This is a genomic window from Pectobacterium actinidiae, assembly GCF_000803315.1.
Taxonomy (GTDB): domain Bacteria; phylum Pseudomonadota; class Gammaproteobacteria; order Enterobacterales; family Enterobacteriaceae; genus Pectobacterium; species Pectobacterium actinidiae.
This window is the reverse complement of the sequence record NZ_JRMH01000002.1, coordinates 548,921-574,515: the sequence shown is the minus strand read 5'-3', so window position 1 is coordinate 574,515 and position 25,595 is coordinate 548,921. Positions and strand designations below refer to the sequence as shown.

At 51.8% G+C, this 25,595-nt stretch carries 22 protein-coding genes; 18 read left to right on the top strand and 4 right to left on the bottom strand.

All coding sequences use genetic code 11. The features are described 5' to 3' along the window. Genes atpH through KKH3_RS20040 form a run of 5 tightly spaced genes read left to right on the top strand, consistent with a single transcriptional unit; the run spans nt 1 to nt 4,873 of the window. Nucleotides 1-534, top strand: coding sequence for a F0F1 ATP synthase subunit delta (atpH, locus tag KKH3_RS20060; protein ID WP_039363754.1), 534 nt, complete (start codon nt 1-3; stop codon nt 532-534). A 12-nt stretch (nt 535-546) separates the two neighbouring features. Continuing rightward, nucleotides 547-2,088, top strand: coding sequence for a F0F1 ATP synthase subunit alpha (gene atpA / locus KKH3_RS20055; RefSeq protein ID WP_005976551.1), 1,542 nt, complete (start codon nt 547-549; stop codon nt 2,086-2,088). 52 nt (nt 2,089-2,140) lie between these two features. Next, nucleotides 2,141-3,004: a F0F1 ATP synthase subunit gamma gene (atpG, locus tag KKH3_RS20050; RefSeq protein WP_010681464.1), complete on the top strand. Its 864-nt coding sequence runs from the start codon at nt 2,141-2,143 to the stop codon at nt 3,002-3,004. Nucleotides 3,005-3,051: 47 nt separating this feature from the next. Continuing rightward, the gene (gene atpD / locus KKH3_RS20045) at nt 3,052-4,434 is read left to right on the top strand and encodes a F0F1 ATP synthase subunit beta (protein WP_039363751.1); all 1,383 of its coding nucleotides are present in this window, start codon (nt 3,052-3,054) and stop codon (nt 4,432-4,434) included. A gap of 19 nt (nt 4,435-4,453) precedes the next feature. After that, entirely contained in the window at nt 4,454-4,873 is a 420-nt protein-coding gene (locus tag KKH3_RS20040) for a F0F1 ATP synthase subunit epsilon (protein ID WP_039363748.1), read from the top strand. A 412-nt stretch (nt 4,874-5,285) separates the two neighbouring features. Here KKH3_RS20040 and pelX read toward each other — a convergent pair whose 3' ends face one another. Then, on the bottom strand, nt 5,286-7,520 hold the full coding sequence (gene pelX / locus KKH3_RS20035; RefSeq protein ID WP_039363745.1) for a pectate disaccharide-lyase PelX: 2,235 nt from the start codon (nt 7,518-7,520) through the stop codon (nt 5,286-5,288). A gap of 324 nt (nt 7,521-7,844) precedes the next feature. Between pelX and glmU the strand changes: the two genes are divergently transcribed. The 8 genes from glmU to phoU all read left to right on the top strand — a co-directional run bounded on the left by glmU (nt 7,845) and on the right by phoU (nt 17,618). Continuing rightward, the gene (gene glmU / locus KKH3_RS20030) at nt 7,845-9,215 is read left to right on the top strand and encodes a bifunctional UDP-N-acetylglucosamine diphosphorylase/glucosamine-1-phosphate N-acetyltransferase GlmU (RefSeq protein ID WP_039363742.1); all 1,371 of its coding nucleotides are present in this window, start codon (nt 7,845-7,847) and stop codon (nt 9,213-9,215) included. Between the two features lie 183 nt (nt 9,216-9,398). Then, nucleotides 9,399-11,231, top strand: coding sequence for a glutamine--fructose-6-phosphate transaminase (isomerizing) (glmS, locus tag KKH3_RS20025; protein ID WP_039363738.1), 1,833 nt, complete (start codon nt 9,399-9,401; stop codon nt 11,229-11,231). 162 nt (nt 11,232-11,393) lie between these two features. Further along, on the top strand, nt 11,394-12,821 hold the full coding sequence (locus tag KKH3_RS20020) for a DUF4026 domain-containing protein (protein ID WP_039363735.1): 1,428 nt from the start codon (nt 11,394-11,396) through the stop codon (nt 12,819-12,821). 210 nt (nt 12,822-13,031) lie between these two features. Next, nucleotides 13,032-14,072, top strand: a complete 1,041-nt coding sequence (gene pstS / locus KKH3_RS20015; RefSeq protein WP_039363732.1) for a phosphate ABC transporter substrate-binding protein PstS — start codon at nt 13,032-13,034, stop codon at nt 14,070-14,072. A gap of 97 nt (nt 14,073-14,169) precedes the next feature. Next, nucleotides 14,170-15,129 carry a phosphate ABC transporter permease PstC gene (gene pstC, locus KKH3_RS20010; protein ID WP_039363729.1) on the top strand — a complete coding sequence of 320 codons (960 nt, stop codon included), beginning with the start codon at nt 14,170-14,172 and terminating at the stop codon, nt 15,127-15,129. Continuing rightward, complete coding sequence (gene pstA / locus KKH3_RS20005; protein ID WP_039363726.1) at nt 15,129-16,016, top strand: phosphate ABC transporter permease PstA; 888 nt, start codon at nt 15,129-15,131, stop codon at nt 16,014-16,016. The genes pstC and pstA overlap by 1 nt, the downstream gene beginning before the upstream one ends. A gap of 86 nt (nt 16,017-16,102) precedes the next feature. After that, nucleotides 16,103-16,876, top strand: a complete 774-nt coding sequence (gene pstB / locus KKH3_RS20000; protein ID WP_010681437.1) for a phosphate ABC transporter ATP-binding protein PstB — start codon at nt 16,103-16,105, stop codon at nt 16,874-16,876. 13 nt (nt 16,877-16,889) lie between these two features. Further along, complete coding sequence (gene phoU / locus KKH3_RS19995; protein WP_010681436.1) at nt 16,890-17,618, top strand: phosphate signaling complex protein PhoU; 729 nt, start codon at nt 16,890-16,892, stop codon at nt 17,616-17,618. A gap of 35 nt (nt 17,619-17,653) precedes the next feature. Here phoU and KKH3_RS19990 read toward each other — a convergent pair whose 3' ends face one another. Further along, on the bottom strand, nt 17,654-18,220 hold the full coding sequence (locus KKH3_RS19990; protein ID WP_039363724.1) for a helix-turn-helix domain-containing protein: 567 nt from the start codon (nt 18,218-18,220) through the stop codon (nt 17,654-17,656). A 91-nt stretch (nt 18,221-18,311) separates the two neighbouring features. On the opposite strand from KKH3_RS19990, the gene KKH3_RS19985 reads away from it, so the two are divergent. The 4 genes from KKH3_RS19985 (at nt 18,312) to KKH3_RS19970 (ending at nt 22,025) form a co-directional block, all read left to right on the top strand. Further along, complete coding sequence (locus KKH3_RS19985; RefSeq protein ID WP_039363721.1) at nt 18,312-19,496, top strand: benzoate/H(+) symporter BenE family transporter; 1,185 nt, start codon at nt 18,312-18,314, stop codon at nt 19,494-19,496. A 124-nt stretch (nt 19,497-19,620) separates the two neighbouring features. Further along, nucleotides 19,621-20,457, top strand: a complete 837-nt coding sequence (locus tag KKH3_RS19980) for an ABC transporter substrate-binding protein (protein ID WP_039363717.1) — start codon at nt 19,621-19,623, stop codon at nt 20,455-20,457. A 94-nt stretch (nt 20,458-20,551) separates the two neighbouring features. Continuing rightward, nucleotides 20,552-21,295 carry an amino acid ABC transporter permease gene (locus KKH3_RS19975; RefSeq protein ID WP_039363714.1) on the top strand — a complete coding sequence of 248 codons (744 nt, stop codon included), beginning with the start codon at nt 20,552-20,554 and terminating at the stop codon, nt 21,293-21,295. A 1-nt stretch (nt 21,296) separates the two neighbouring features. After that, nucleotides 21,297-22,025, top strand: a complete 729-nt coding sequence (locus KKH3_RS19970) for an amino acid ABC transporter permease (protein ID WP_039363712.1) — start codon at nt 21,297-21,299, stop codon at nt 22,023-22,025. Nucleotides 22,026-22,158: 133 nt separating this feature from the next. Here KKH3_RS19970 and yieH read toward each other — a convergent pair whose 3' ends face one another. Further along, entirely contained in the window at nt 22,159-22,824 is a 666-nt protein-coding gene (yieH, locus tag KKH3_RS19965) for a 6-phosphogluconate phosphatase (protein WP_039363708.1), read from the bottom strand. Between the two features lie 563 nt (nt 22,825-23,387). On the opposite strand from yieH, the gene KKH3_RS19960 reads away from it, so the two are divergent. After that, nucleotides 23,388-24,725, top strand: a complete 1,338-nt coding sequence (locus tag KKH3_RS19960) for an NCS2 family permease (RefSeq protein ID WP_010681427.1) — start codon at nt 23,388-23,390, stop codon at nt 24,723-24,725. Nucleotides 24,726-24,780: 55 nt separating this feature from the next. Here KKH3_RS19960 and KKH3_RS19955 read toward each other — a convergent pair whose 3' ends face one another. Further along, entirely contained in the window at nt 24,781-25,524 is a 744-nt protein-coding gene (locus KKH3_RS19955) for a 4'-phosphopantetheinyl transferase family protein (protein WP_039363705.1), read from the bottom strand. Nucleotides 25,525-25,595: the final 71 nt, after the last annotated feature.

Genomic DNA, 25,595 nt, shown 5'->3' with positions numbered 1-25,595 from the left:
ATGTCTGAATTTGTCACGGTAGCTCGCCCCTACGCCAAAGCAGCTTTTGACTTTGCGGTTGAGAATCAGGCCTTGGATCGCTGGCAGAACATGCTGGCGTTTTCAGCCGAAGTAGCGCGCAATGAGCAAATTGCCGAGCTGCTTTCTGGTGCGGTTGCACCGATTGAGCTGGCGAAAACATTTATTGCCGTTTGTGGTGATCAACTTGATGAAGCCGGTCAGAACCTGATTAGGGTGATGGCCGAGAACGGACGTTTACCAGTGCTTCCTGAAGTACTGGAACAATTTATTCAACTGCGGGCAGCACTGGAATCGACGGTTGACGTCGATGTGATTTCTGCCAACACGTTGAGTGAGCAGCAGTTGTCAAAGATTGCCGCCGCTATGGAAAAACGTCTGTCACGCAAAGTGAAGCTGAATTGCAAAATTGATAAGTCTGTCATGGCCGGCGTGGTTATTCGCGCGGGCGATATGGTGATAGATGGCAGCATTCGCGGTCGTCTGGAACGTCTGGCAGACGTCTTGCAGTCTTAAGGGGACTGGAGCATGCAACTGAATTCCACCGAAATCAGCGAACTGATCAAGCAGCGCATTGCTCAGTTCAATGTGGTGAGCGAAGCTCACAATGAAGGTACTATTGTTTCCGTCAGTGACGGAATCATCCGCGTCCACGGTCTGGCAGACGTGATGCAGGGAGAGATGATTTCTCTGCCGGGTAACCGTTATGCGATCGCACTGAACCTGGAGCGCGACTCCGTTGGTGCGGTTGTCATGGGGCCGTATGCGGATCTGGCTGAAGGCATGAAAGTAAAATGCACCGGCCGTATTCTTGAAGTTCCGGTTGGTCGTGGCCTGCTGGGTCGTGTGGTCAACACACTGGGCGCACCGATTGACGGTAAAGGCGCACTGGATCATGACGGTTTCTCTGCGGTTGAAGCGATTGCGCCTGGCGTAATCGAACGTCAGTCCGTTGATGAGCCAGTACAAACGGGCTATAAGTCTGTTGACGCCATGATTCCAATCGGTCGTGGTCAGCGTGAGCTGATTATCGGTGACCGTCAGACGGGTAAAACCGCACTGGCCATCGACGCCATCATCAACCAGCGTGATTCCGGCATCAAATGTGTGTACGTCGCTATCGGCCAGAAAGCCTCCACGATTTCTAACGTGGTACGTAAACTGGAAGAGCATGGCGCACTGGAAAACACCATTGTTGTCGTTGCTACTGCGTCCGAATCTGCTGCTCTGCAATATCTGGCACCGTATGCCGGTTGTGCTATGGGCGAGTACTTCCGCGACCGTGGTGAAGATGCGCTGATTATTTATGATGACCTGTCTAAACAGGCCGTTGCTTATCGTCAGATTTCTCTGCTGCTCCGTCGTCCGCCAGGTCGTGAAGCTTATCCTGGTGACGTTTTCTATCTCCACTCCCGTTTGCTGGAGCGTGCATCGCGTGTTAACGCCGATTACGTTGAAGCATTCACCAAGGGTGAAGTGAAAGGGAAAACCGGTTCGTTGACTGCTCTGCCGATCATCGAAACGCAAGCGGGTGACGTTTCTGCGTTCGTTCCGACCAACGTAATTTCTATTACCGATGGTCAGATCTTCCTGGAATCCAACCTGTTTAACGCCGGTATTCGTCCTGCGGTTAACCCAGGGATCTCCGTATCCCGTGTGGGTGGTGCAGCACAGACCAAGATCATGAAGAAACTGTCTGGTGGTATTCGTACCGCACTGGCACAGTATCGTGAACTGGCAGCGTTCTCTCAGTTCGCTTCCGATCTTGATGATGCAACCCGTAAGCAGTTGAGCCACGGTCAGAAAGTGACCGAGCTGTTGAAGCAGAAACAGTATGCGCCGATGTCTGTCGCACAACAGTCTCTGGTTCTGTTTGCGGCGGAACGTGGTTATCTGGAAGATGTTGAGCTGTCGAAAGTCGGTAGCTTCGAAGCGGCACTGTTGGCTTATGCTGACCGTGAGCATGGCGAACTTCTGCAACAAATCGACCAGACTGGCGCTTATAACGATGAGATCGAGGGCAAGTTTAAAGGCATCCTCGATACTTTTAAGGCAACCCAGTCCTGGTAACGCCCGGTGGCCTGCTGTAAAGCAGGCCGCAAGGCTTTGAGGAGAAGCAAAGATGGCCGGCGCAAAAGAGATACGTAGTAAGATCGCAAGCGTCCAAAATACGCAGAAGATCACCAAAGCAATGGAAATGGTCGCCGCTTCCAAAATGCGTAAATCGCAGGATCGTATGGCGGCCAGCCGTCCTTATGCGGAAACCATACGCAATGTGATTGGTCACCTTGCGTTAGGAAATCTGGAATATAAACACCCGTACCTGGAAGAACGCGATGTTAAGCGTGTTGGGTATTTGGTGGTGTCTACTGACCGTGGCCTGTGTGGTGGTTTGAACATTAACCTGTTCAAGAAACTACTGGCTGATATGAAATCCTGGAGCGACAAAGGCGTTGAAACTGATTTAGCGCTGATTGGTTCCAAAGCGGTTTCTTTCTTCGGTTCGGTAGGCGGAAACATTGTTGCTCAGGTTACCGGTATGGGGGACAACCCTTCCGTATCAGAATTGATCGGACCGGTTAAAGTTATGCTGCAAGCCTACGACGAAGGTCGTCTGGACAAGCTGTATATCGTCAGCAACAAGTTTATCAATACCATGTCTCAGGAACCGCTTGTTGTTCAAGTGTTACCGTTACCGCCTTCGGATGACAGTGAGTTGAAGAAGAAAGCCTGGGATTACCTGTATGAACCCGATCCTAAGTCGCTGCTGGATACCCTGCTGCGCCGTTATGTAGAATCTCAGGTTTATCAGGGCGTCGTAGAAAATCTGGCTAGTGAGCAGGCCGCGCGAATGGTTGCGATGAAAGCCGCGACCGATAACGGCGGTAGCCTGATCAAAGAGCTTCAGTTGGTATACAACAAAGCTCGTCAGGCCAGCATTACTCAGGAACTCACCGAAATCGTCGGGGGAGCCTCCGCGGTTTAAAGCAGGTTTACGAATTACGTATTGTCGAATTACGTAGAGGATTCAAGATGGCTACTGGAAAGATTATCCAGGTAATCGGCGCCGTGGTGGACGTCGAGTTCCCGCAAGATGCCGTACCGAAGGTGTACGATGCGCTTGAGGTAGAGAACGGCGCTGAGAAACTGGTGCTGGAAGTGCAGCAGCAGTTGGGCGGCGGCATTGTTCGTTGTATCGCAATGGGTTCTTCTGACGGCCTGCGTCGCGGGTTGAACGTGAATAACCTGGACCACCCGATCGAAGTGCCGGTAGGTAAAGCAACGCTGGGTCGTATCATGAACGTATTGGGCGATCCAATCGACATGAAAGGCGAAATCGGCGAAGAAGAGCGTTGGGCTATCCACCGTTCAGCTCCTAGCTATGAAGAGCTGTCAAACTCACAGGAACTGCTGGAAACCGGTATCAAGGTTATCGACCTGATGTGTCCGTTTGCCAAGGGCGGTAAAGTGGGTCTGTTCGGTGGTGCGGGCGTAGGTAAAACCGTAAACATGATGGAGCTGATCCGTAACATCGCGATCGAGCACTCCGGTTACTCCGTGTTTGCAGGCGTTGGTGAGCGTACCCGTGAAGGTAACGACTTCTACCACGAAATGACCGACTCCAACGTAATCGATAAAGTATCACTGGTGTATGGCCAGATGAACGAGCCACCGGGTAACCGTCTGCGCGTTGCGTTGACCGGCCTGACCATGGCGGAAAAATTCCGTGATGAAGGCCGTGACGTCCTGCTGTTCGTCGATAACATCTACCGTTATACCCTGGCCGGTACGGAAGTCTCTGCACTGCTGGGTCGTATGCCTTCTGCGGTAGGTTATCAGCCGACGCTGGCGGAAGAGATGGGCGTTCTGCAAGAACGTATCACCTCAACCAAAACCGGTTCTATCACCTCCGTTCAGGCCGTTTACGTTCCTGCGGATGACTTGACTGACCCGTCACCAGCCACCACCTTTGCTCACTTGGATGCAACTGTGGTACTGAGCCGTCAGATTGCTTCTCTGGGTATCTACCCGGCCGTTGACCCGCTGGATTCCACCAGCCGTCAGTTGGATCCGCTGGTTGTTGGTCAGGAACACTATGATGTTGCCCGTGGCGTGCAGTCTATTCTGCAACGTTATCAGGAACTGAAAGACATCATCGCGATTCTGGGTATGGACGAGCTGTCTGAAGAAGACAAGCTGGTCGTATCCCGTGCGCGTAAGATTCAGCGCTTCCTGTCTCAGCCGTTCTTCGTAGCGGAAGTATTTACCGGTTCTCCGGGCAAATACGTTTCTCTGAAAGACACTATCCGTGGCTTTAAAGGGATTATGGAAGGCGAATACGACCACCTGCCAGAGCAGGCGTTCTATATGGTTGGTTCCATTGAAGAAGTCGTGGAAAAAGCCAAGAAACTGTAACGCCTTGTAGGAGGGTGACATGGCTATGACTTACCATCTGGATGTCGTGAGTGCAGAACAGCAAATGTTCTCCGGTCTGGTGCAGAAGATCCAGGTAACGGGGAGCGAAGGCGAACTGGGTATTTATCCGGGACATGCCCCTCTGCTTACTGCCATTAAGCCTGGTATGGTTCGTATCGTTAAGCAGCACGGTGAGGAAGAATATATTTATCTTTCTGGTGGCATCCTTGAGGTGCAGCCAAACATAGTCACCGTACTGTCTGATACCGCTATCCGTGGGCAGGATCTGGATGAAGCACGTGCGCTGGAAGCGAAACGCAAGGCCGAAGATCATATCCGCAATTCGCATGGCGATGTGGATTATGCTCAGGCTTCCGCAGAGCTGACTAAAGCGATTGCGAAGCTGCGTGTTATCGAGCTGACCAGAAAAGCGATGTAACAGATAAGCTTGCAATAATTGAAGGCCAGTCAGTTCACACTGACTGGCCTTTTTGTATTTAAGGTTGTGCCCCTTCCCTGCCTTCACAGATTCGCCTCTTAGTGACATTTTTATGCAGACTAAGAGACGGTTTCGTGCGCGATAATCCCGTTATTTTCATGCTACTCCGTAGCACGCGCCCGACGCAGGGACGCTCAGTCGCCGCCGCCCTGCGAACCCAGGCTTCCGGCTAAATTATGCCGCTACGCGGTGCCATCGGCGTTCATGATCACTCTTCGAGCCGTCAGTGACGCGTTCCCGACGCGGCACTGACTTTCTCGGCATCCATGCCGCTCACTCGGTGCTCATGATCACCGCTGTATAATTTTTTACGCCGGATAACGGCAAAATCTGTGATGCTTTCTGCACAGACTTATTTTTTCTTCAGGAAATCGCCAAGTACCAGATTGCCTTTGGCATCACGCGTAAACGTTTCAGGAACGGTAACGGATACGAAGTTATTTACCGCGATTTCCTTACCTTGTGCGTTCACTGAACGATCACCTTTGATGAAATAGTTGGTGTTATCGATACTGCCGACAACCGCATCATCATATTTACCCGCTTTGGTTTTCAGCGAAATGTTATGCTTGAAGACACCTTGTTTTTCCGCGCCAGAGTAAGGGCTTGGACGGAAAATAAAGTTAAAGCGTTCGTTATCTAACGCGATGTTATCTTCAACGATCAATGCGCCAGGGTTGAAGTTGTCAGTGAAACCATCAAGTTTGTTACCCACAGCAATGCTGTGTTTAACCTGATGCGCCACTGGCTGGCCTTCACCACCCATTTTGAAGCCGTTGCTGGTGTTGTTCATGGCAATTGAATTCTCGATCACCACAACGCCATTTGCGCCGTCTTCAATTTTGTTAAACAGGTCGAAACCGTCATCGATGTTGTTGTGCGAGAACGCACCGCGGATCACGTTGCCTTCACCCACACGCATTTTCACCGCGAAACCGTCGGCGTTAATTTTGCCTGGATCCTGATTGCTGTGAGATTCTGAATTCAGAATCAGGTTATGGCTAGCCCACAGTGGTCTACCTACATCGGCCGTTGAGGTCACCTGAATACCGGTATCGTCAGCGTGGTGCGCCAGAACGCGTTCGATGGTGTTATAGCTTCCCTCGATACGGAACGGTTTCTCTGTGATTTCAATCCCTTTGACATGCCAGTGGCTGGCTTTCAGTTGCAGGCCATGAATGACGGCTTTATTGCCGACGGCAAACAGGTTCTTGACGGTTTTTGGCTGGCCGCTGGCACTGACAGGGATTTCAGCCGCGCTGTAATCGCCATCGTTGAGCCAGATAGTACCACCAGCAGGCAGAGCGGCGACGGCACTGGCTAAATCGATAGGTGCATTTTTACTGCCGTCATTGCTGGCTGTGCCTTGTGGCGAAACATACAGATTTTTGGCGTCTGCGTAAGCCACTCTTTCAACCTTGAATGTGCTCTCTTTTACCGCTTTATCATCCCCTTCTGCGGGCTGGTAAGCTATCTTGAACTCAGCACCGTTACCGGCAATTTTCGCGGGCAGAGATAAGGTTTCTCCCGCTTTAACCGGTTTGGTATCACCCAGTTGCTGACCGTTTTGCGACACCGCGATCGTGCCATCGTAATTGGCTCTGGCCTGAACCACATAGTGTTCGCTGGTGGTTTTAGGTGACGACATCACCTGGAGCAAAGGATCATAAGCCTTGGCTTTAAATTCCGGTGAGGCTTTGGTTTGCGCTGGCGTCGTGGTCAACTGTGCATTGCTGACGGTGATTTTGGCGTTACGGGAGGCAAAGAAACCGACGTAGTAGTGGTCTTTATCCAGCTTGGTGACGACGTCTGCGCCTTTGACTTCTTTTGATACCCAGTTATCTGTGCCTTTCGGCGCGTAAGAGGTAATAAAGCCGTCGTTGGTGCGTTCCAGTTTCAGGCGGAACGTCGGTGTTTGCTCCAGATTAACGTTTTCCTGATAGCTGGTTTTGGTAATTTTCGCGCCCGCATTTCCCCACGGTTGCGTGACGCCATTACGCAAAATCGCCTGTAGTTTGATTTCGGTATGAGACTTTTTATCCTGCGTCATGATGGCGTTCATCACCATGTTGGATGCCGCAGGGAATTCTTCATACCCTTCTTTCAGCGGTTCCTGACGCGGTACGCCGATAATATCGCGTACCAGAATCCCTGCTCCTTCCTGAGCCGCAGGCTTGGCGCCGTTTTCTGGCCCAAACTGCTCTACGGTAATATCAGACTGAAGCGTAAAATTCACATTCGCAGGCAGCTGCGTATAGAAGAACGTCAGACCGTCATGGGTGTTGGCAATCTTTCCGCCACGACTCTCGATCGTGATGGGGGCGGATAAATCAGCGTTATCCCCCGGCGCTAATTTCTTGCCGTTAATGGTGACGTCGTTAACACCAATTTTTTCCGGCAGAACGTTGGATGAAAAGTTTACGTCTGTTGATTGACCAAAGGCGATGCCGTGCCAGACAGGCGTTGATTCTGTCGCAGCGTGTGTACTAAAGCTAAAGAGTAATGCATTCGTCAACGCGACGGCTGCGAGGCGTGAAGAACGGTGTTTCCGTAATGAATCACATTTTTGTGAAGAACAACGTTTCATTGTATCTCCTTCGTTATTGAATTATTTGCCCGCGTATATTGCTATAAATGAAACGCTGTTTCTTTTGGGTGTGTCACAAATGGAAATACTTAAAAACAAAGTCTGTTTTTTATGAAACCACGTGTCATTTCTGTTGAGGTTGATAGCACGATATCCGTTTCTTCTCCTCAAGAACGTTCATCGTTTTGAGCGCGATTTTCAGAAAAAACTCACCAAAAAGTATCCGCGTTATGCATGAGTTTCTGTAAACTCTGGTTATTCATGCCGTAACAGGCTAGCCATTTTATTTTTGCGGAGCTGTGGTTCCGTACTGTCAGGATACTTATGTCAAATAGTGCGATGAGTGTGGTGATCCTTGCTGCGGGTAAAGGAACCCGTATGTATTCCGACCTTCCCAAGGTGTTGCATCAACTGGCGGGTAAGCCAATGGTTCAGCACGTTATTGATGCTGCAATGACGACAGGCGCACAGCACGTTCATCTGGTATACGGCCACGGCGGTGATTTGCTAAAACGTGAATTGGCCGATCCGGCGTTGAACTGGGTATTGCAGGCGGAACAGTTGGGAACCGGGCATGCGATGCAGCAAGCTGCGCCTCATTTTGCTGATGATGAAGATATCTTGATGTTGTATGGCGATGTGCCGCTGATTTCATCGCAAACGCTGGGGCGTTTACGTGAAGCTAAGCCGCAAGACGGTATCGGCCTGTTGACGGTGAAGCTGGACGATCCGACGGGCTATGGGCGAATTGTGCGTGAAAAGGGCGCGGTGGTTGGGATCGTCGAACACAAAGATGCCAGCGAAGAACAGCGCCAGATTAACGAGATCAATACCGGCATTCTGATTGCGAACGGCAAAGATCTGAAGCGTTGGTTAAGCCAGTTGAATAACAACAACGCACAGGGTGAATTTTATATCACCGATATTATTGCGATGGCCGCGGAAGAAGGTCAGCGTGTTGAAGCGGTTCATCCCGATCGCTTGAGTGAGGTTGAAGGCGTCAATAATCGTCTGCAATTATCGGCGCTGGAGCGGGTTTATCAGCGTGAACAGGCGGATAAGCTGCTACTGGCTGGTGTTATGCTGCTCGATCCGGCACGATTTGATCTGCGTGGCGAACTGACTCATGGTCGCGATGTGGTGATTGATATCAATGTGGTCGTGGAAGGCAATGTTAAGCTAGGCAACCGGGTGAAAATCGGTGCTGGCTGCGTAATCAAAAATTGCATCATTGGCGACGACAGCGAGATCAGCCCTTACTCCGTGTTGGAAGACGCCGTGTTAGAAGCAGAGTGTACCGTTGGCCCGTTTGCCCGTTTGCGTCCAGGCGCAGAATTGGCTGAGGGCGTGCATGTCGGCAACTTTGTTGAACTGAAAAAAGTGCGGCTGGGTAAAGGATCAAAAGCGGGTCATCTCAGCTATTTGGGTGATGCGGATATCGGTTCCGGTGTTAATATTGGTGCAGGAACGATCACCTGTAATTATGACGGCGCAAATAAGCACAAAACGATTATTGGTGACGATGTCTTTGTTGGTTCGGATAGTCAGCTGGTAGCGCCCGTTAGCATTGCCAGCGGCGTGACTATCGGTGCGGGAACGACGGTGACGCGCGACGTGGCAGAGAATGAACTGGTGGTCGGTCGCGTCAAACAACGTCATATTTCCGGCTGGCAACGTCCGGTGAAAAAGCAATAATAGCGGTGCCTCCGCATGCGGCGGAGGCCGTTTTGTCCTGTGCTTTGGCTGAATCCAGAGTGCAGAACAAAACATAATAATCCCCAACTCTCTACAAGGCTCGGGGAACCCGGAAAAACCGGAACAATCAGGTCAAAGACATCCCAGGTGACACAATATGTCACTTTTATAGGAATACCATCGATGTGTGGAATTGTAGGCGCTGTTGCGCAACGTGATGTTGCTGAAATTTTGTTGGAAGGTTTACGCCGTCTTGAGTACCGCGGCTATGACTCTGCGGGGCTGGCGGTTGTTGACAGCGAAGGACATGTCGCTCGTTTACGTCGTCTGGGTAAAGTGCAGGTGCTTTCTCAGGCAGCCGAAGAGCATGAACTGCACGGCGGTACGGGTATTGCCCATACTCGCTGGGCAACGCACGGTGAACCTTCTGAAGAGAACGCACACCCGCATGTTTCTGAACATATCACTATCGTCCATAACGGCATTATCGAAAACCACGAGCCGCTGCGTGAACTGATGATCGGTCGTGGCTACCGTTTCGTTTCTGAAACCGATACGGAAGTGGTTGCCCATCTGGTGCATTTTGAACAGCAGCAGAATGGCGGAACGTTGGTTGAAATCGTTAAGCGTGTAATCCCACAGCTGCGCGGTGCGTATGGCATGGTGGTGTTGGATAACCGCGATCCAAGCGTACTGGTCGCCGCGCGTTCTGGTAGCCCGCTGGTGATTGGCCGTGGTGTCGGTGAAAACTTCATTGCCTCCGATCAGCTGGCGCTGCTGCCTGTGACTCGCCGCTTCATGTTCCTGGAAGAAGGCGACATCGCGGAAATCACCCGTCGTGACGTGCGCGTGTTTGATAAATCCGGCCAGCTTGCTACACGCGAAGAAATTGAATCAAAAGTGAATTACGATGCGGGTGATAAAGGCGCGTATCGTCACTACATGCAGAAAGAGATCTACGAACAGCCGATGGCAATTAAGAACACCCTTGAAGGGCGTTTCAGCCACGGTGAGATCAATCTTTCTGAGTTAGGCCCGAAAGCGGATGAACTGCTGGCGAAGGTTGAACACGTTCAGATTATTGCCTGCGGTACGTCCTACAACTCCGGTATGGTTTCCCGTTACTGGTTTGAAGCGTTGGCGGGGATTCCGTGCGACGTGGAGATTGCTTCCGAATTCCGCTACCGCAAGCCTGCGGTGCGTAAGAACAGCCTGATGATTACCCTGTCTCAGTCTGGTGAAACGGCAGATACGCTGGCGGCACTGCGTTTGTCCAAAGAGCTGGGCTATCTGGGTTCGCTGGCCATTTGTAACGTTGCCGGTTCTTCGCTGGTACGTGAATCCGATCTGGCGCTGATGACTAAAGCGGGCGTTGAAATTGGCGTGGCTTCGACCAAAGCTTTCACTACCCAGCTTACCGTTCTGCTGATGCTGGTGGCGCGTGTTGGCCGTCTGCGTGGTATGGATGCGCAAATTGAGCATGATATCGTTCATGGTTTGCAGGCGCTACCCGCGCGTATTGAGCAGATGCTGTCGCAGGACAAGCTTATCGAATCTCTGGCAGAAGGTTTCTCTGACAAGCACCATGCGTTGTTCCTTGGTCGTGGAGATCAGTACCCGATCGCGATGGAAGGGGCGCTGAAGCTGAAAGAGATCTCTTACATCCATGCGGAAGCCTATGCGGCAGGCGAGCTGAAACACGGCCCGCTGGCGCTGATTGATGCGGATATGCCGGTTGTTGTCGTGGCACCTAACAACGAGCTGTTGGAGAAATTGAAATCCAACATCGAAGAAGTTCGGGCCCGCGGCGGCGAGCTGTATGTCTTCGCTGACGAAGATGCCGGTTTCACCAGCAGCGAAAATATGAAGATTATTCCACTGCCGCATATCGAAGAAGTGATTGCGCCAATCTTCTATACGGTGCCGTTGCAGTTGCTGTCTTATCACGTCGCGTTGATTAAAGGTACGGATGTCGATCAGCCACGTAACCTAGCGAAATCCGTCACGGTAGAGTAAGTTTAAAAATGAAGGTAAATAGCGATTGTGTTATTTACCTTCATTTATTTTTTATATTCCAGCTCGTTTTTTATCCGCATTTTTTCATCCCATCGCACTCTCATCATCAAAATTTATTGGGTATATTGGTTTACCCATATTGAATATTGATTCGTTCTTAGTATGAATAACAAACAGCAATACCTCGATATCGCCGAAGGAAAGGGTGAAAAAGCGCCTTCAACGATGGTGGCTTTCTCCTCACGAGAGATGAACTATCCACTGTTGGAAAGCTTGTTAGAGGCGCAGTCATTTTTCACCGATGGCGAAATAAGTTATACCGAGCAGGAACAGGGCGGCTTTTTTTATACCTGCCGTCATCACGATCGCGAGCTGACCTTTTATCTTGAGGTATCGGAGCGCGATCCTGAGAATCAGATCACGCCGATGCATTCAACCGATCCGATCCCCCCTGAACTGCTGGCGCAGGCTAATGCGGCAACGCAGGAGGTGATGGTTGAGTGTTTTTTTGGGCAAAATCCGCTGGAAGATTACGTTCATCAGCTCCGCTTATTAAGCGCCGTGGTGCCGGATTTTCTATTGGGCATTGATATGTCTGCCGCGGGTAACGTGTTTACCCGTGAATGGTTGGATTTTCAACTGGGAGATGATGTCCTGCCGGAAATCGAATCGCTGTATACCATTCATGCCGTGTACGACACCGAGAACGATCCGCCAACCACATTCTGGTTTCACTCGCATGGTCTGGCGCGATGCGGCCTGACGGAAGCGGAATTGGTCATTCCTGAGACGCTGAATTCGTATTATGGCATCCCGGATTTATTCAGAAGCTTTGTTAATAATGCCATTCAGAATCAGCGTATTACCTTTAATGAGCCGATTCTGTGCGGGCAAACGGACAGCGGTTATGAATATCTGGTGGCACTGCCGTTTGAAGAAGGGTTGCGCCATGTGAACCACTCCACGCCGATTGACCAACTGCGGCCTCTGGAAGAGATGCGTTACGATCTGGAAGGAACACCGGAAGGGGTGTTTCTGGGCGATCGCGCCGACAGAGATGACGTGCATCAGTCGCCTTCCTGTATGCTGTTTCGTACCAACGAAGAAAATCCGGTACTGCAAACGTTCTTTAAAGGGTTTGATGAGCAGAACGCCATCATGTTCTGGCGTACCAGTACGGAAACGGCAGAAATGTCGCGTAAGGCACAACTGCGCTGGCGTTATTTCGTCAACATGTTCAAAAACTACCATGTGAGTGACGAACCGGCTAAGTCAGGTTTTCTAGCCAGGCTTCTCAAGAAAGCCCCTAAGCCTGTCGAAAGTGAATGGCGCTTTATGGTGAAGTTTGGCATCCCTCATGGCCAAGACGGGGAAGAGCGTGAGCACATGTGGTTTATACCCGAAAAAATCAACGATACGACCGTTACGGGAGTATTAATCAATCATCCGTTCTGTGTTGAGGATATGCAGGAAGGCGGCGTGTATTCTATTGATATATCGTGGGTAACCGACTGGGCGATTTATTATCAGGGCGACAGTTATAAGCCTGATACGATTTACAAACTGCTGAGTCATAGCCAGACTCATTGAGTCTTCCTTTTTGCCAGTCAGAACCTGCGTTCTGGCTGGTTCTCCCTGAATTTCCTCGCTTATCGCGCCTTGTCATAAAACTGTCATATTACGTACATTTTACTGTCACCAAATTGTCCTATTTTTCCTCCTGCGAACTACACTCTGATTTGATAACTCTGATTGATAACGACTCTACGTCGACACGTCGAGTATCCCACAGGAGGGATTATGAAACTGATGCGTACCACTCTTGCCAGTGTTGTTGCGGCAACCTTTTCTCTGACGGCGTTTTCTGCTTTTGCTGCTACTAACCTCACCGGTGCCGGTGCGACATTCCCAGCGCCTGTTTATGCTAAATGGGCTGACTCCTATCAAAAAGAAACCGGCAATAAAGTTAACTATCAAGGCATCGGTTCTTCTGGCGGTGTAAAACAGATTATCGCGAAAACGGTAGATTTCGGTGCGTCTGACGCGCCTCTGGCTGACGACAAATTAGCACAGGATGGTTTATTCCAGTTCCCAACCGTTATCGGTGGCGTGGTACTGGCGGTGAACGTTCCTGGTATCAAGTCTGGCGAACTGACGCTGGATGGTAAAACTCTGGGTGATATCTACCTGGGTAAAATCAAAAAATGGAACGACCCAGCAATCACTAAACTGAACCCGAATGCCAAACTGCCGGATCAGGATATCGCTGTAGTTCGTCGTGCTGACGGTTCTGGTACGTCTTTCGTGTTCACCAGCTACTTGGCAAAAGTGAACCCAGAATGGAAAGAGAAGATTGGTGCAGGTTCTACTGTGAACTGGCCAACCGGTCTGGGCGGTAAAGGTAACGATGGTATCGCGGCGTTCGTACAACGTCTGCCAGGTTCTATCGGTTACGTAGAATACGCGTATGCCAAGCAAAACAACCTGGCTTACACCAAACTGATTTCTGCCGACGGCAAAGCGGTTAGCCCGACTGGCGCAAGTTTCAGCAACGCGGCTAAAGAGATCGACTGGAGCAAATCCTTCGCTCAGGATCTGACTAACCAGAAAGGCGCTGATGCATGGCCGATCACCTCAACCACGTTCATCCTGGTTCAAACCAAACAGGAAAAACCTGAGCAGGGCGCTGAAGTGTTGAAATTCTTTGACTGGGCGTTCAATAAAGGCGGCGAGCAAGCTGAAGCGCTGGATTACGCTACGCTGCCAAAAGAAGTGGTTGAGCAAATCCGTGCTGCCTGGAAAACCCAGGTAAAAGACAGCAGCGGTAAAGCACTGTACTAATTATTGTATCGACACGTCGTATCGGGGCGGAGAGGTGATAGCAACCTCTCTGCCTTCAATAGCTTATCAAATGTAGTTAAAACGAGAAGAGAGACGTATGGCGGAGTACAAGCCAACTATCAAAGCCCCGGGAAAATATGGCGATATCCTCTTCAGCACGCTGGTAAAACTGGCGGCGCTGGTCACGTTACTGCTCTTGGGCGGCATCATTGTTTCCCTGATTTTGGCGTCCTGGCCTAGCATCGAGAAGTTCGGTTTTGCCTTCTTGTGGACGAAAGAGTGGGATGCGCCCGCAGAGCAGTTTGGTGCACTGGTTCCGATTTACGGCACCATCGTTACCTCGCTGATTGCACTGATTATTGCGATTCCGATTAGCTTCGGGATTGCGTTGTTTCTGACAGAACTGGCACCCGCCTGGTTGAAGCGTCCGCTTGGCGTGGCGATTGAATTGCTGGCGGCCATTCCGAGTATTGTTTACGGCATGTGGGGGTTGTTCATTTTCGCTCCGCTGTTTGCCAAATACTTCCAACAACCGGTAGGCAACGTCCTGTCCGGTATTCCTATTGTTGGCTCACTGTTCTCCGGTCCGGCGTTCGGGATCGGTATTCTGGCGGCTGGCGTCATTCTGGCCATCATGATTATCCCGTACATTGCGGCGGTGATGCGTGACGTCTTCGAGCAAACGCCGGTGATGATGAAAGAGTCTGCCTACGGTATTGGCTGTACGACGTGGGAAGTCATCTGGCGCATTGTGTTGCCTTACACCAAAAATGGCGTGATCGGCGGGGTGATGTTGGGATTGGGGCGCGCGTTGGGTGAAACCATGGCGGTCACCTTTATCATCGGTAACACCTACCAGCTCGACAGCGCGTCGCTGTATATGCCAGGCAACAGTATTACCTCTGCGCTGGCAAACGAATTTGCCGAAGCGGAATCCGGCCTGCACACGGCGGCGCTGATGGAGCTGGGGCTGATTCTGTTTGTGATTACCTTTATTGTTCTGGCATGTTCAAAGCTGATGGTGATGCGTCTGGCTAAAAATGAGGGGGCGCGCTAATGGCTACATTAGGCATAGAGCAAGAAGCCGAACTGGCACGCTCGCGGCGTAAAATGCAGGCCTGGCGTCGCCAGAAAAACCGCATTGCGCTGTTCTTATCCATGTCCACGATGGCATTTGGCCTGTTCTGGCTGATCTGGATCCTGTTTTCGACCGTGACTCGCGGCGTGGATGGCATGTCGCTGGCGTTGTTTACGGAGATGACGCCGCCACCGAATACGGAAGGTGGTGGGTTGGCGAATGCCATCGTCGGGAGCGGATTGTTGATCCTGTGGGCGACGCTGCTGGGTACGCCGCTGGGGATTATGGCGGGCATCTATCTGGCGGAATACGGTCGTAAATCCTGGATCGCCGAAGTGATTCGTTTCATCAACGACATTCTGCTGTCAGCACCGTCGATTGTCGTGGGGCTGTTTGTCTACACGCTGGTGGTGGCAAAGATGCAGCACTTCTCCGGCTGGGCGGGGGTGATTGCGCTGGCGCTGTTGCAGGTGCCGATTGTGATTCGTACCACCGAGAACATGCTAAAACTGGTGCCGGATAGCCTGCGTGAAGCGGCCTATGCGCTCGGTACGCCGAAATGGAAAATGATTTCTGCGATTACGCTGAAGGCATCGGTATCGGGCATCATCACCGGGGTACTGCTGGCTATTGCACGTATCGCCGGGGAAACGGCGCCGCTTTTGTTTACGTCACTGTCGAATCAGTTCTGGAGCACGGATCTGATGCATCCGATTGCTAACCTGCCGGTCACCATCTTTAAGTTTGCCATGAGCCCGTTTGTGGAGTGGCAACAGCTGGCCTGGGCGGGTGTACTGCTGATTACGATGTGCGTACTGCTGCTGAATATTCTGGCGCGCGTTATTTTCTCTGCTAAGAAGCACTAATTCGCTAAGAAAGCGTCGTTTTCTGAGAAACATTAAATAAATTCAAGGCGCTGCCAGGCAGTGCCAGGAAAAAGAGAGAAGTCTTGATGAGTATGGCTACTGAGACATCCAACAAAATCCAGGTACGCGATCTGAATTTCTATTACGGAAAATTCCATGCGTTGAAAAACATTACGCTGGATATTGCCGCGAATCAGGTTACCGCGTTTATCGGTCCGTCCGGCTGTGGTAAATCCACGCTGCTGCGTACGCTAAATAAAATGTATCAGCTCTACCCTGAGCAGCGTGCCGAAGGCGATATCCTGCTGGATGGCAATAACATCCTGACAGATAAGCAAGATATTGCGCTGCTACGCGCCAAGGTCGGCATGGTGTTCCAGAAGCCGACGCCGTTCCCAATGTCGATTTACGACAACATTGCGTTTGGTGTGCGTCTGTTTGAAAAGCTGTCTCGTGCCGATATGGATGAACGCGTTCAGTGGGCGCTGACCAAAGCCGCGCTGTGGCAAGAGACGAAAGATAAGCTGCATCAGAGTGGCTATAGCCTGTCCGGTGGTCAACAGCAGCGTTTATGTATTGCGCGTGGCATCGCGATTCGCCCAGATGTCTTGCTGCTGGATGAGCCCTGTTCTGCGCTTGATCCGATTTCTACCGGCCGCATTGAAGAACTGATCTCCGAGCTGAAAAAAGACTACACCGTGGTCATCGTGACGCACAATATGCAGCAGGCAGCACGTTGTTCAGATCATACGGCGTTTATGTATTTGGGTGAGCTGATTGAGTTCAGCGATACTGATACCCTGTTTACTGCTCCACGGCAGAAACAGACTGAAGATTACATCACCGGCCGTTACGGTTGATTAGGAAAGCATCATGGATAATCTGAATCTGAACAAACACATTTCCGGTCAGTTTAACGCCGAACTGGAACACATCCGCACGCAGGTCCTGACCATGGGCGGGCTGGTGGAGCAACAGCTGAGTGACGCGATTACCGCGATGCATAATCAGGATGCGGAGCTGGCTCAGCAGGTTATTGAAGGCGACGCCAAAGTTAACCTGATGGAAGTGGCGATTGATGAGGCCTGCGTACGTATTATTGCGAAGCGTCAGCCTACCGCCAGCGATTTGCGTCTGGTGATGGCGATCATCAAAACTATCTCCGAACTGGAACGCATCGGTGACGTAGCGGATAAAATCTGTCGCACCGCGCTGGAGAAGTTCTCCCATCAGCATCAGCCGCTGCTGGTGAGTCTGGAGTCATTAGGGCGCCACACCGTGCAGATGCTGCATGACGTGCTGGATGCGTTTGCCCGTATGGATCTGGATGAGGCGATTCGTATTTATCGCGAAGACAAAAAAGTGGATAAAGAGTACGAAGGGATTGTGCGTCAACTGATGACCCACATGATGGAAGATCCTCGCACTATCCCAAGCGTACTGACGGCGTTGTTCTGTGCTCGTTCTATCGAGCGTATCGGTGACCGTTGCCAGAACATCTGCGAATTTATCTTCTATTTCGTCAAAGGTCAGGATTTCCGTCATCTGGGTGGCGATGCGCTCGAAAAGCTGCTGGCGCAGAAAGATAAAGCGGAAGAGTAAGCTCGTTCTAACGCTGACGCCCTGCTTGCAGGGCGTTATTTTTTATCAGGATAGTGAATCAGATCGTGGAAGCGCGCTGTGGTATCGGTAGGGTTGTGGTAGCGGTGTTCCCTGTCGGCGGCAAAGCGCAAAGCGTCACCAGCGGACAACACATGCGTCTGTCCATCAACGGTGATTTCCAGTTGTCCTTCCAGCACAATAATATGCTCGATCACCCCGTTTTCATGCGCCGATGAGGTGCTGCTGGCACCTGATGCCAGCTCAATAACCAACATATCAAAACGTAGTTTTTCGTCGAAGGGAAAGAGTGGTGCAACGTGCATTCCTGCTTCGTTTTCCCTGAATGACGATCCCGCCCCTGAGCGATAAGTCACGTCTTCATCCGCGAGCGTCGGTTCAATAAAGCTTGAGAACGCGACATTCATGCCGGTCGCAATTTTCCACAGCGTGGCAACTGTCGGGCTGGATTCGCCCCGCTCGATCTGGCCTAGCATCGCTTTGCTCACAGCCGTCTCTTCTGCCGCGCGCGTGAGGCTCCAGCCTTTCTCTTGTCTTAACGTTTTCAACGTATTGCCAATACGGCGGGTTAGCTCATCAGACATCAGTACTGGCTCCTGCTTGTGCGTTATAGCGCACACTGCTATGTTAACGCTTTCTGTGCGTTATAACGCACGATAAGAGTGAAGGTATACCATGCCTGCGTCATTTGCGCTAAAAGATGTCACTTTTTCGACCCTCATCGCTGGCTTCGTTGCGGTGCTGGTGGGCTACACCAGCTCGGCCGCCATCATTTTTCAGGCAGCGGAAGCGGCGGGTGCCAGTGCGGTGCAGATCGGCGGCTGGTTAAGCATGCTGGGGATTGCCCAAGGGCTGGCGTCTATTAGCCTGTCGCTGTATTACCGTGCGCCGATACTGGCGGCCTGGTCAACGCCGGGGGCGGCGCTGCTGGTCACCAGCCTGCCGGGCACCTCGATCAATGAGGCGATCGGCGTGTTCCTGTTCGCCTCTGCGCTTATCTTTATCTGTGGGATCACCGGCCTCTTTGCCCGCCTGATGAATGTGATACCACAGGCTATTTCTGCTGCGATGCTGGCGGGGATTTTGCTGCGCTTTGGGGCGGATGCTTTTCTTTCCCTGCAACAGGATTTCTGGCTGGCTTTTGCGATGTGCGTAACCTATTTGCTCAGCCGTCGGCTGTTACCGCGCTTTGCGATTGTACTGACGCTGCTGGCTGGCCTGCTGCTCGCCTTATTTCGCGGACAAATTGTGGTTTCTGATTCTCCGCTGGTGTTCACCGTACCGGAATTTATTACGCCGCATTTTTCATGGGCGTCTCTGCTGGGCGTCGGCGTTCCGTTTTTCATTGTCACGATGGCGTCGCAGAACGCACCGGGTGTTGCCACGCTGAAAGCCGCGGGCTATCAGGTTCCTATATCACCGCTGATTGCCATTACCGCATTAATTGCGCTGGTTTTGACGCCGTTCGGAGGTTTCTCCGTCTGTATCGCCGCGATTACCGCCGCGATCTGTATGGGGCCGGATGTGCACCCCGATCCGAAGAAACGCTATCTTGCCGCCGTCGCAGCCGGTGGATTTTATCTGCTGGCAGGCGTTTTTGGCGGATCGATCGGGCAGCTTTTCACGGCGCTACCGCAGCCGCTGATCCACGCTATCGCCGGTTTAGCGCTGCTCAGCACCATTTCAGGCAGCCTGTACCGCGCTTTGCTGGATGAAAAACAGCGTGATGCTGCGGTGGTCACCTTCCTGATTACCGCCTCTGGGCTGACACTGTGGGGAATCGGCGCAGCGTTTTGGGGACTGATTGGGGGGATGATGACCTGGTTTATTCTGTCAGCATACGCTGACAAGGCGCGTTGAATCAGGATAATCTGCCAGAATACCGAAGTAACATAAGGTTATATTATAGCTATTTATGTTATTTCCCGCGTTTTCGCCCTGCTGATAGCCTGCTGTTAATACACCAATAATTAAGGGGCAGGGAATGAAAAAGCAGATTTTGACAGTGACTTTATTGGCCGGGTTGGCTTCCGTTTCTGGTGCTGCACAGGCAGATAAATTAGATGATATTCAGAAGGCGGGTGTGGTGAAAATTGCCGTCTTCGACAGTAATCCGCCGTTTGGCTATGTCGATCCGCAAAGCAAAAAGCTAGTGGGTTATGACGTGGATATCGCTGAGGCAATTGGTAAGGCGCTGGGCGTAAAGGTTGAGCTGCGGGCGACTAACCCCGCTAACCGTATTCCGTTGTTAAGTTCGCAGAAAGTCGATCTGATCGCTGCGAACTTCACCATTACCGATGAGCGCGCCAAGCAGGTTAACTTTAGTATTCCTTATTTCGCTACCGGACAAAAATTCATCGCCCGTAAAGGTGTGCTGAAAACGCCGGAAGACATCAAAACGCTGCGCATCGGCGCGGATAAAGGCACCGTGCAGGAAATTACCCTGCGCGAGCATTACCCGACAGCCAAAGTGATTTCCTACGACGACACGCCGCTGGCCTTTGCTGCGCTGCGTAACGGCAACGTTCAGGCCATCACGCAGGATGATGCCAAACTGGTCGGCCTGCTGGCTAACGTGCCTGATGCACAGAAGGCTGAGTTTGAAATCTCTCCGTTCAGCATTACCAAAGAGTATCAGGGCGTTGGGATTCCGAAGGGCGAAGAGCGTCTGACGGCGAAAATTAACGACACGCTGATTAGCCTGGAAAAACAGGGTGAAGCGAAGACCATCTACGATCGCTGGTTCGGGCCGAGCACGAAATCATCCCAGCCGCGCGGCGATTTCACCTTTGCCCCATTGGATCAACAACCTAAATCCTGATAGCTGACGCTTTTAGTGCGATGATTTCAGCCCTCTGCATGCAGAGGGCATTTCTATTTGTATCTCGTAATAATGACAAAGAGAGATAAAACGCATGGATACGGCGCTGCAATCGCTTGAGTCGTGGCTGTTGGCTCCTCAATACCTCATCTGGCTGTGGCACGGTTTCCTGATCACGCTAGGTCTTTCCCTGAGTACGATCGTTCTGTCTACGGTGCTGGGTTTTCTGCTGGCCGCCGCCAGAGATAGCCCGATTCGTGTGCTGAGCGGCGTCGTTGTCGCTTACAGCTCATTATTTCGTAATACGCCGCTGCTGGTGCAGCTGTTTTTCTGGTATTTCGGTGCCGGGCAGCTTTTTCCCTCAGAGATGATGCAATGGCTGAACACCCCGCATGCTATTTCGCTGCTGGGGACGACGTTAGCGTGGCCTTCTTTTGAGTTTTTGGCGGGATTGGCAGGGTTGACGCTCTACTCCAGCGCGTTTATTGCGGAGGAGATCCGCTCCGGTATTCGCGGCGTAGCGCGTGGGCAGAAGTACGCCGCGCATGCTCTGGGGTTAACCGGTTGGCAATCCATGCGCTATGTGGTGCTGCCGCAGGCGCTAAAAATCGCCCTGCCGCCATTACTTGGGCAGTACATGAATATCGTTAAGAACTCGTCGCTGACGATGGCGATTGGCGTCGCTGAACTGTCTTACGCGTCGCGTCAGGTGGAGACGGAAACCTTGCGCACGTTTCAGGCGTTTGGCGTAGCGACGGTGTTGTACATCGTGATTATTGCGGTGATGGAAGGTTGGGGCATGTGGCGTCAGCAGCGTAGTCTGGCGGAGAGGCACTAAGATGGATTTTACCGTTATCACCGATAACATCGACTATTTGATGTGGGGTACGTTCCCGGATGGTCCGCTGGGTGGCGCGGCGCTGACGCTGGTGATGAGCCTGCTGGCAGGTGTCGCATCTGCCATATTGGGTACGATTTTAGGCGTGGCGCTGGCGATGTCCCGAGGCGTGTGGAGCGCACTGTTGGCGATGGTGCTAGGGTTCTTCCGTGCGATTCCTGTCATCATGCTGATTTTCTGGACGTACTTTCTGTTGCCGATCGTTTTTGGCGTCGATATCCCTGAAATTACTACCGTGGTTTGTGCGCTGGCGCTGATCGCCTCGGCGTATCTGGCGCATGGCGTGAAGGCCGGTATTGTCGCCATCGGGCGCGGCCAGTGGCAGGCTGGACTCTCGTTGGGATTAAGCCGCTGGCAGGTGTTATGGCAGATAGTGCTGCCGCAGGCATTGCGGATGATGGTGCCTTCCTTCATTAACCAATGGATTTCCCTGATTAAAGATACCTCACTGGCCTACATTGTTGGCGTCGGCGAGCTGACGTTTCTTGCTACGCAGGTCAATAACCGCAGCATGGTCTATCCGATGGAAGTTTTCCTGTTTGTCGCGCTGGTCTACTTTGTGTTTTGTCTGTCGCTGGAGCTGCTGGCGAACGGGGTTAATGCTCGTTTTAGCCAGCAGGAAAAACAGCCGAAACGCCGTTTGCTGTGGTGGTGGAATAAGCCAGCCTGAGACAAATACGGGTCACTTAAGCCCATTATTAGGGGAAACACAGGGGGAGGTTCCCGTAGGGAGGCCTCACCCCTGTGGTCGCCCTGTGTATCTCGATGCTAAAACGATCGGCATTAAGTCTGAAAGTCTGCTACTACGCAGTGATATTCCAGCCTTTTTCGCGCCAGATTTGCGGCAGTTCGCGCATATCGTCGAACATCGTGACCAGCGGGTGATGGATCGGCTGGTTATGGGGATCGGCACAGTAATAGAACACAGGAATACCTGCCGCAATACCGGCCTGTACGCCAGCGGCGGAATCTTCAACCAGAATGCAGTGTTCGATGGGAAGCTGTAACTGCTCGGCAGCGTGATACAGCACCGCGGGGTCGGGTTTCCATTTTTTTAGATCGTAGCCGCTGTAGAGATGGTCGCCAAACAGATCGAGCATCTGCGTCAGGCCGAGCGAATGGTGCATCTTGCTGACCGGACCGTTGGACACCACGGCCATCGGGACAGTAATAGACTGCACTAACTCACGTGCGCCCTCGATAGGTTGCAGGGATTCATCGAACAGACGTTTCACCTCTTGCCGGAAATGACGCTCCGCATCTTCTACCGACACGGTTAAGCCATGCTGCTGGCTGATGCGGGCAATAATCTCGTACAGCTTCACGCCCTTGTAGGTTTTTATCACCTCCTCCAGCGATAAGTTCACCCCATACGGGATGAAGATATTCACATAAGCCTGGCAACACAGCACTTCGCTATCAACCAGCGTGCCATCACAGTCGAAGAAGACGCATTCAATACGGGGCATGACCAATCCTTATCGATGAAATAAAAGCAGATACACTAATGCTGGCTGTTTAAGAACCGAGATACACGGAGCGACCACGGTGCGAGGCTTCCCTGCGGGACCCTCATCCCCGTGTTTCTCCTAATAATGGGCTTAAGTGAGCAGCATTAAGCGGATAACCCTACTTTAACCAATTGGCCCGATATTGCGACCTATACTCGTCATACTTCAAGTTGCATGTGCGTTGGCTGCGTTCATTCACCCGAATCACTTACCTAAGTAAGCTCATCGGGATTCTTTCTCTTGCCGCGTTACGATGCTCATTTCTGAGCATCGCCCTAAAGGGCTAACGCTTCGCGTTGTTCAAAACGTTAACGTTTTGTCCTGAAACTCGAATTATTTAGAGTATATAAATCATTTTTAGCGCTATCTTGCGTAAAATCAGGGGGATTTAACCGAGAGAAAACGATGTCGTTAATAGGTTCTTCTTATTCGATGAAAAAAAACGTGGGATCAACGTAAAAACTCAGAGTTTTGTTATAGGATACCCGACGACAGTTATTCCCTTCTTTGGATTGTTACTCATGAATAAATCACAACCCGGTCTTGCTACCGAGCAGGGCTTGCTGGAGCGCGTGTTTAAACTTAAACAACACGGCACGACAGCACGTACGGAAACGATTGCCGGTTTCACGACGTTTTTGACGATGGTCTACATCGTTTTTGTTAACCCGCAGATTCTGGGTGTGGCGGGGATGGATACCAAAGCGGTCTTTGTGACCACCTGCCTGATTGCCGCATTCGGCAGTATTTTAATGGGGCTGCTGGCTAACCTGCCTGTGGCGCTGGCTCCGGCAATGGGGCTGAATGCGTTTTTCGCTTTTGTCGTCGTCGGCGCGATGGGGCTGCCATGGCAGGTTGCGATGGGGGCTATTTTCTGGGGCGCAATCGGTTTCCTGTTGCTGACCATCTTCCAGATTCGTTATTGGATGATCGCCAATATCCCGCTCAGCCTGCGTTTGGGTATCGCTAGCGGTATCGGCCTGTTCATTGCCATGATGGGGCTGAAAAACGCCGGTATTATCGTTCCTAACCCTGAAACGCTAGTGACGATTGGTAACCTGACGTCACACAGCGTGCTGCTGGGGGCTCTGGGCTTTTTCATTATTGTGGCGCTGGCTTCACGTAATATCCACGCCGCGGTACTGATCTCCATCGTGGTGACCACCTCAATTGGCCTGTTGCTGGGCGATGTGACGTATTCTGGCGTGTTCTCGATGCCGCCGAGCGTCATGTCGGTGGTGGGTCAGGTTGATCTGGCTGGGGCGTTGAACCTCGGGATGTCCGGCATTATTTTCTCCTTCATGCTGGTTAACCTGTTTGACTCCTCCGGTACGCTGATTGGCGTGACGGATAAAGCCGGTCTGGTGGATGCTCGCGGTAAGTTCCCGCGTATGAAGCAGGCGCTGTATGTTGATAGCGTTAGCTCTGTGGCCGGTTCATTTATCGGGACATCCTCCGTTACTGCGTATATTGAAAGCTCCTCTGGCGTATCCGTAGGTGGACGTACCGGCCTGACCGCCGTCATCGTGGGTCTGTTGTTCCTGTTGGTGATCTTCCTGTCGCCGCTGGCGGGGATGGTGCCTGCCTATGCGGCCGCGGGCGCACTGATTTACGTCGGCGTATTGATGACATCCAGCCTGGCGCGCGTGAAGTGGGATGATCTGACGGAAGCCGTACCTGCCTTTATTACCGCGGTGATGATGCCGTTCAGCTTCTCGATTACTGAAGGGATCGCGCTGGGCTTCATTTCTTACTGTGTGATGAAGCTGGCGACGGGGCGCTGGCGTGAAATCAGCCCTTGTGTGGTCGTGGTTGCGCTGCTGTTCCTGCTGAAAATTGTGTTTATCGACGGGCATTAATGTATCCGTGGCTCCGGGGTTTTCCCGGAGCCTCAGCCTGTGACAAGGCGGCTGGCTACTGTGAGGCGGTAGTGGTGGCTTTTTCTATCGTATGGCTGGTTAATTTCATATAGCGTAAAGACTGGCGCTGCTGTTGTAATATTTCCCCCGACTTTCTCATGCCTGATGCTGATGTGTATTTCCACATGATCAATCGGTTAAGTGTGGGGATATGGGCGCAGGCCCAGGCAAGATAATCATCAACATCACTCATCACTTCTACGGCGGGGGTGCAGGTTGAACGCAGCCTGCCAGAGGCGGGGTGGAGTTTCAGGTTATTGGGAGGGTGACTGTTCATGCCAGGGATCTTCATCAATGACTGGCGGATGGTGCATAGCTGTGTTGCTGCTTCCAGCGGATCGCGTTGCGCGTCGATCCACGCCTGTTCGGCCTGTGTCTGCGCCTGCATCTGTGGGACAACCTGATTCGTTGGCCTGACATGAACGATTTCGATATCCATACCGACGCTGCCTTCTTCGCTCAGGAGGATGGCGATAGTATTGCCTGCATAGCCGATGCTGAAGTCGGGCATATTGGGATCGGCAAAGTAAGGGCGCCCTTCAGGGGACACCAGTAGCGTGGGCAACAGCGGATAGCCGAAAAAATAGAACATCATCTCAGCTAGCAACGCTCGACTTTTCAGATAGCGCTCGCGGCGTTTGGCTGAAAAACCCTGTGTTGATGAGATGAGCCTATCGGGCAGTCTTTGTAAGTCAGGAAGCGCTTCCGTGCTTGTCCACCTGACAAAATGGCAGGTCATTGTTCACTCCGTGATCGTGATAAAAGATGGGAACCTATCAGGCATTACCAATGCATATTATCAGACTAATA

Bases quoted from the DNA above. Each gene is read 5' to 3' on its own strand.
- atpG (WP_010681464.1), top strand. From the start codon at position 2,141: ATGGCCGGCGCAAAAGAGATACGTAGTAAGATCGCAAGCGTCCAAAAT.
- KKH3_RS19985 (WP_039363721.1), top strand. From the start codon at position 18,312: ATGCCTGCGTCATTTGCGCTAAAAGATGTCACTTTTTCGACCCTCATC.
- atpA (WP_005976551.1), top strand. From the start codon at position 547: ATGCAACTGAATTCCACCGAAATCAGCGAACTGATCAAGCAGCGCATT.
- pstB (WP_010681437.1), top strand. From the start codon at position 16,103: ATGAGTATGGCTACTGAGACATCCAACAAAATCCAGGTACGCGATCTG.
- phoU (WP_010681436.1), top strand. From the start codon at position 16,890: ATGGATAATCTGAATCTGAACAAACACATTTCCGGTCAGTTTAACGCC.
- atpD (WP_039363751.1), top strand. From the start codon at position 3,052: ATGGCTACTGGAAAGATTATCCAGGTAATCGGCGCCGTGGTGGACGTC.
- glmS (WP_039363738.1), top strand. From the start codon at position 9,399: ATGTGTGGAATTGTAGGCGCTGTTGCGCAACGTGATGTTGCTGAAATT.
- KKH3_RS19980 (WP_039363717.1), top strand. From the start codon at position 19,621: ATGAAAAAGCAGATTTTGACAGTGACTTTATTGGCCGGGTTGGCTTCC.
- pelX (WP_039363745.1), bottom strand. From the start codon at position 7,520: ATGAAACGTTGTTCTTCACAAAAATGTGATTCATTACGGAAACACCGT.
- glmU (WP_039363742.1), top strand. From the start codon at position 7,845: ATGTCAAATAGTGCGATGAGTGTGGTGATCCTTGCTGCGGGTAAAGGA.
- KKH3_RS19960 (WP_010681427.1), top strand. From the start codon at position 23,388: ATGAATAAATCACAACCCGGTCTTGCTACCGAGCAGGGCTTGCTGGAG.
- pstA (WP_039363726.1), top strand. From the start codon at position 15,129: ATGGCTACATTAGGCATAGAGCAAGAAGCCGAACTGGCACGCTCGCGG.
- KKH3_RS20040 (WP_039363748.1), top strand. From the start codon at position 4,454: ATGGCTATGACTTACCATCTGGATGTCGTGAGTGCAGAACAGCAAATG.
- KKH3_RS19955 (WP_039363705.1), bottom strand. From the start codon at position 25,524: ATGACCTGCCATTTTGTCAGGTGGACAAGCACGGAAGCGCTTCCTGAC.
- KKH3_RS19970 (WP_039363712.1), top strand. From the start codon at position 21,297: ATGGATTTTACCGTTATCACCGATAACATCGACTATTTGATGTGGGGT.
- KKH3_RS19975 (WP_039363714.1), top strand. From the start codon at position 20,552: ATGGATACGGCGCTGCAATCGCTTGAGTCGTGGCTGTTGGCTCCTCAA.
- yieH (WP_039363708.1), bottom strand. From the start codon at position 22,824: ATGCCCCGTATTGAATGCGTCTTCTTCGACTGTGATGGCACGCTGGTT.
- KKH3_RS20020 (WP_039363735.1), top strand. From the start codon at position 11,394: ATGAATAACAAACAGCAATACCTCGATATCGCCGAAGGAAAGGGTGAA.
- KKH3_RS19990 (WP_039363724.1), bottom strand. From the start codon at position 18,220: ATGTCTGATGAGCTAACCCGCCGTATTGGCAATACGTTGAAAACGTTA.
- atpH (WP_039363754.1), top strand. From the start codon at position 1: ATGTCTGAATTTGTCACGGTAGCTCGCCCCTACGCCAAAGCAGCTTTT.
- pstS (WP_039363732.1), top strand. From the start codon at position 13,032: ATGAAACTGATGCGTACCACTCTTGCCAGTGTTGTTGCGGCAACCTTT.
- pstC (WP_039363729.1), top strand. From the start codon at position 14,170: ATGGCGGAGTACAAGCCAACTATCAAAGCCCCGGGAAAATATGGCGAT.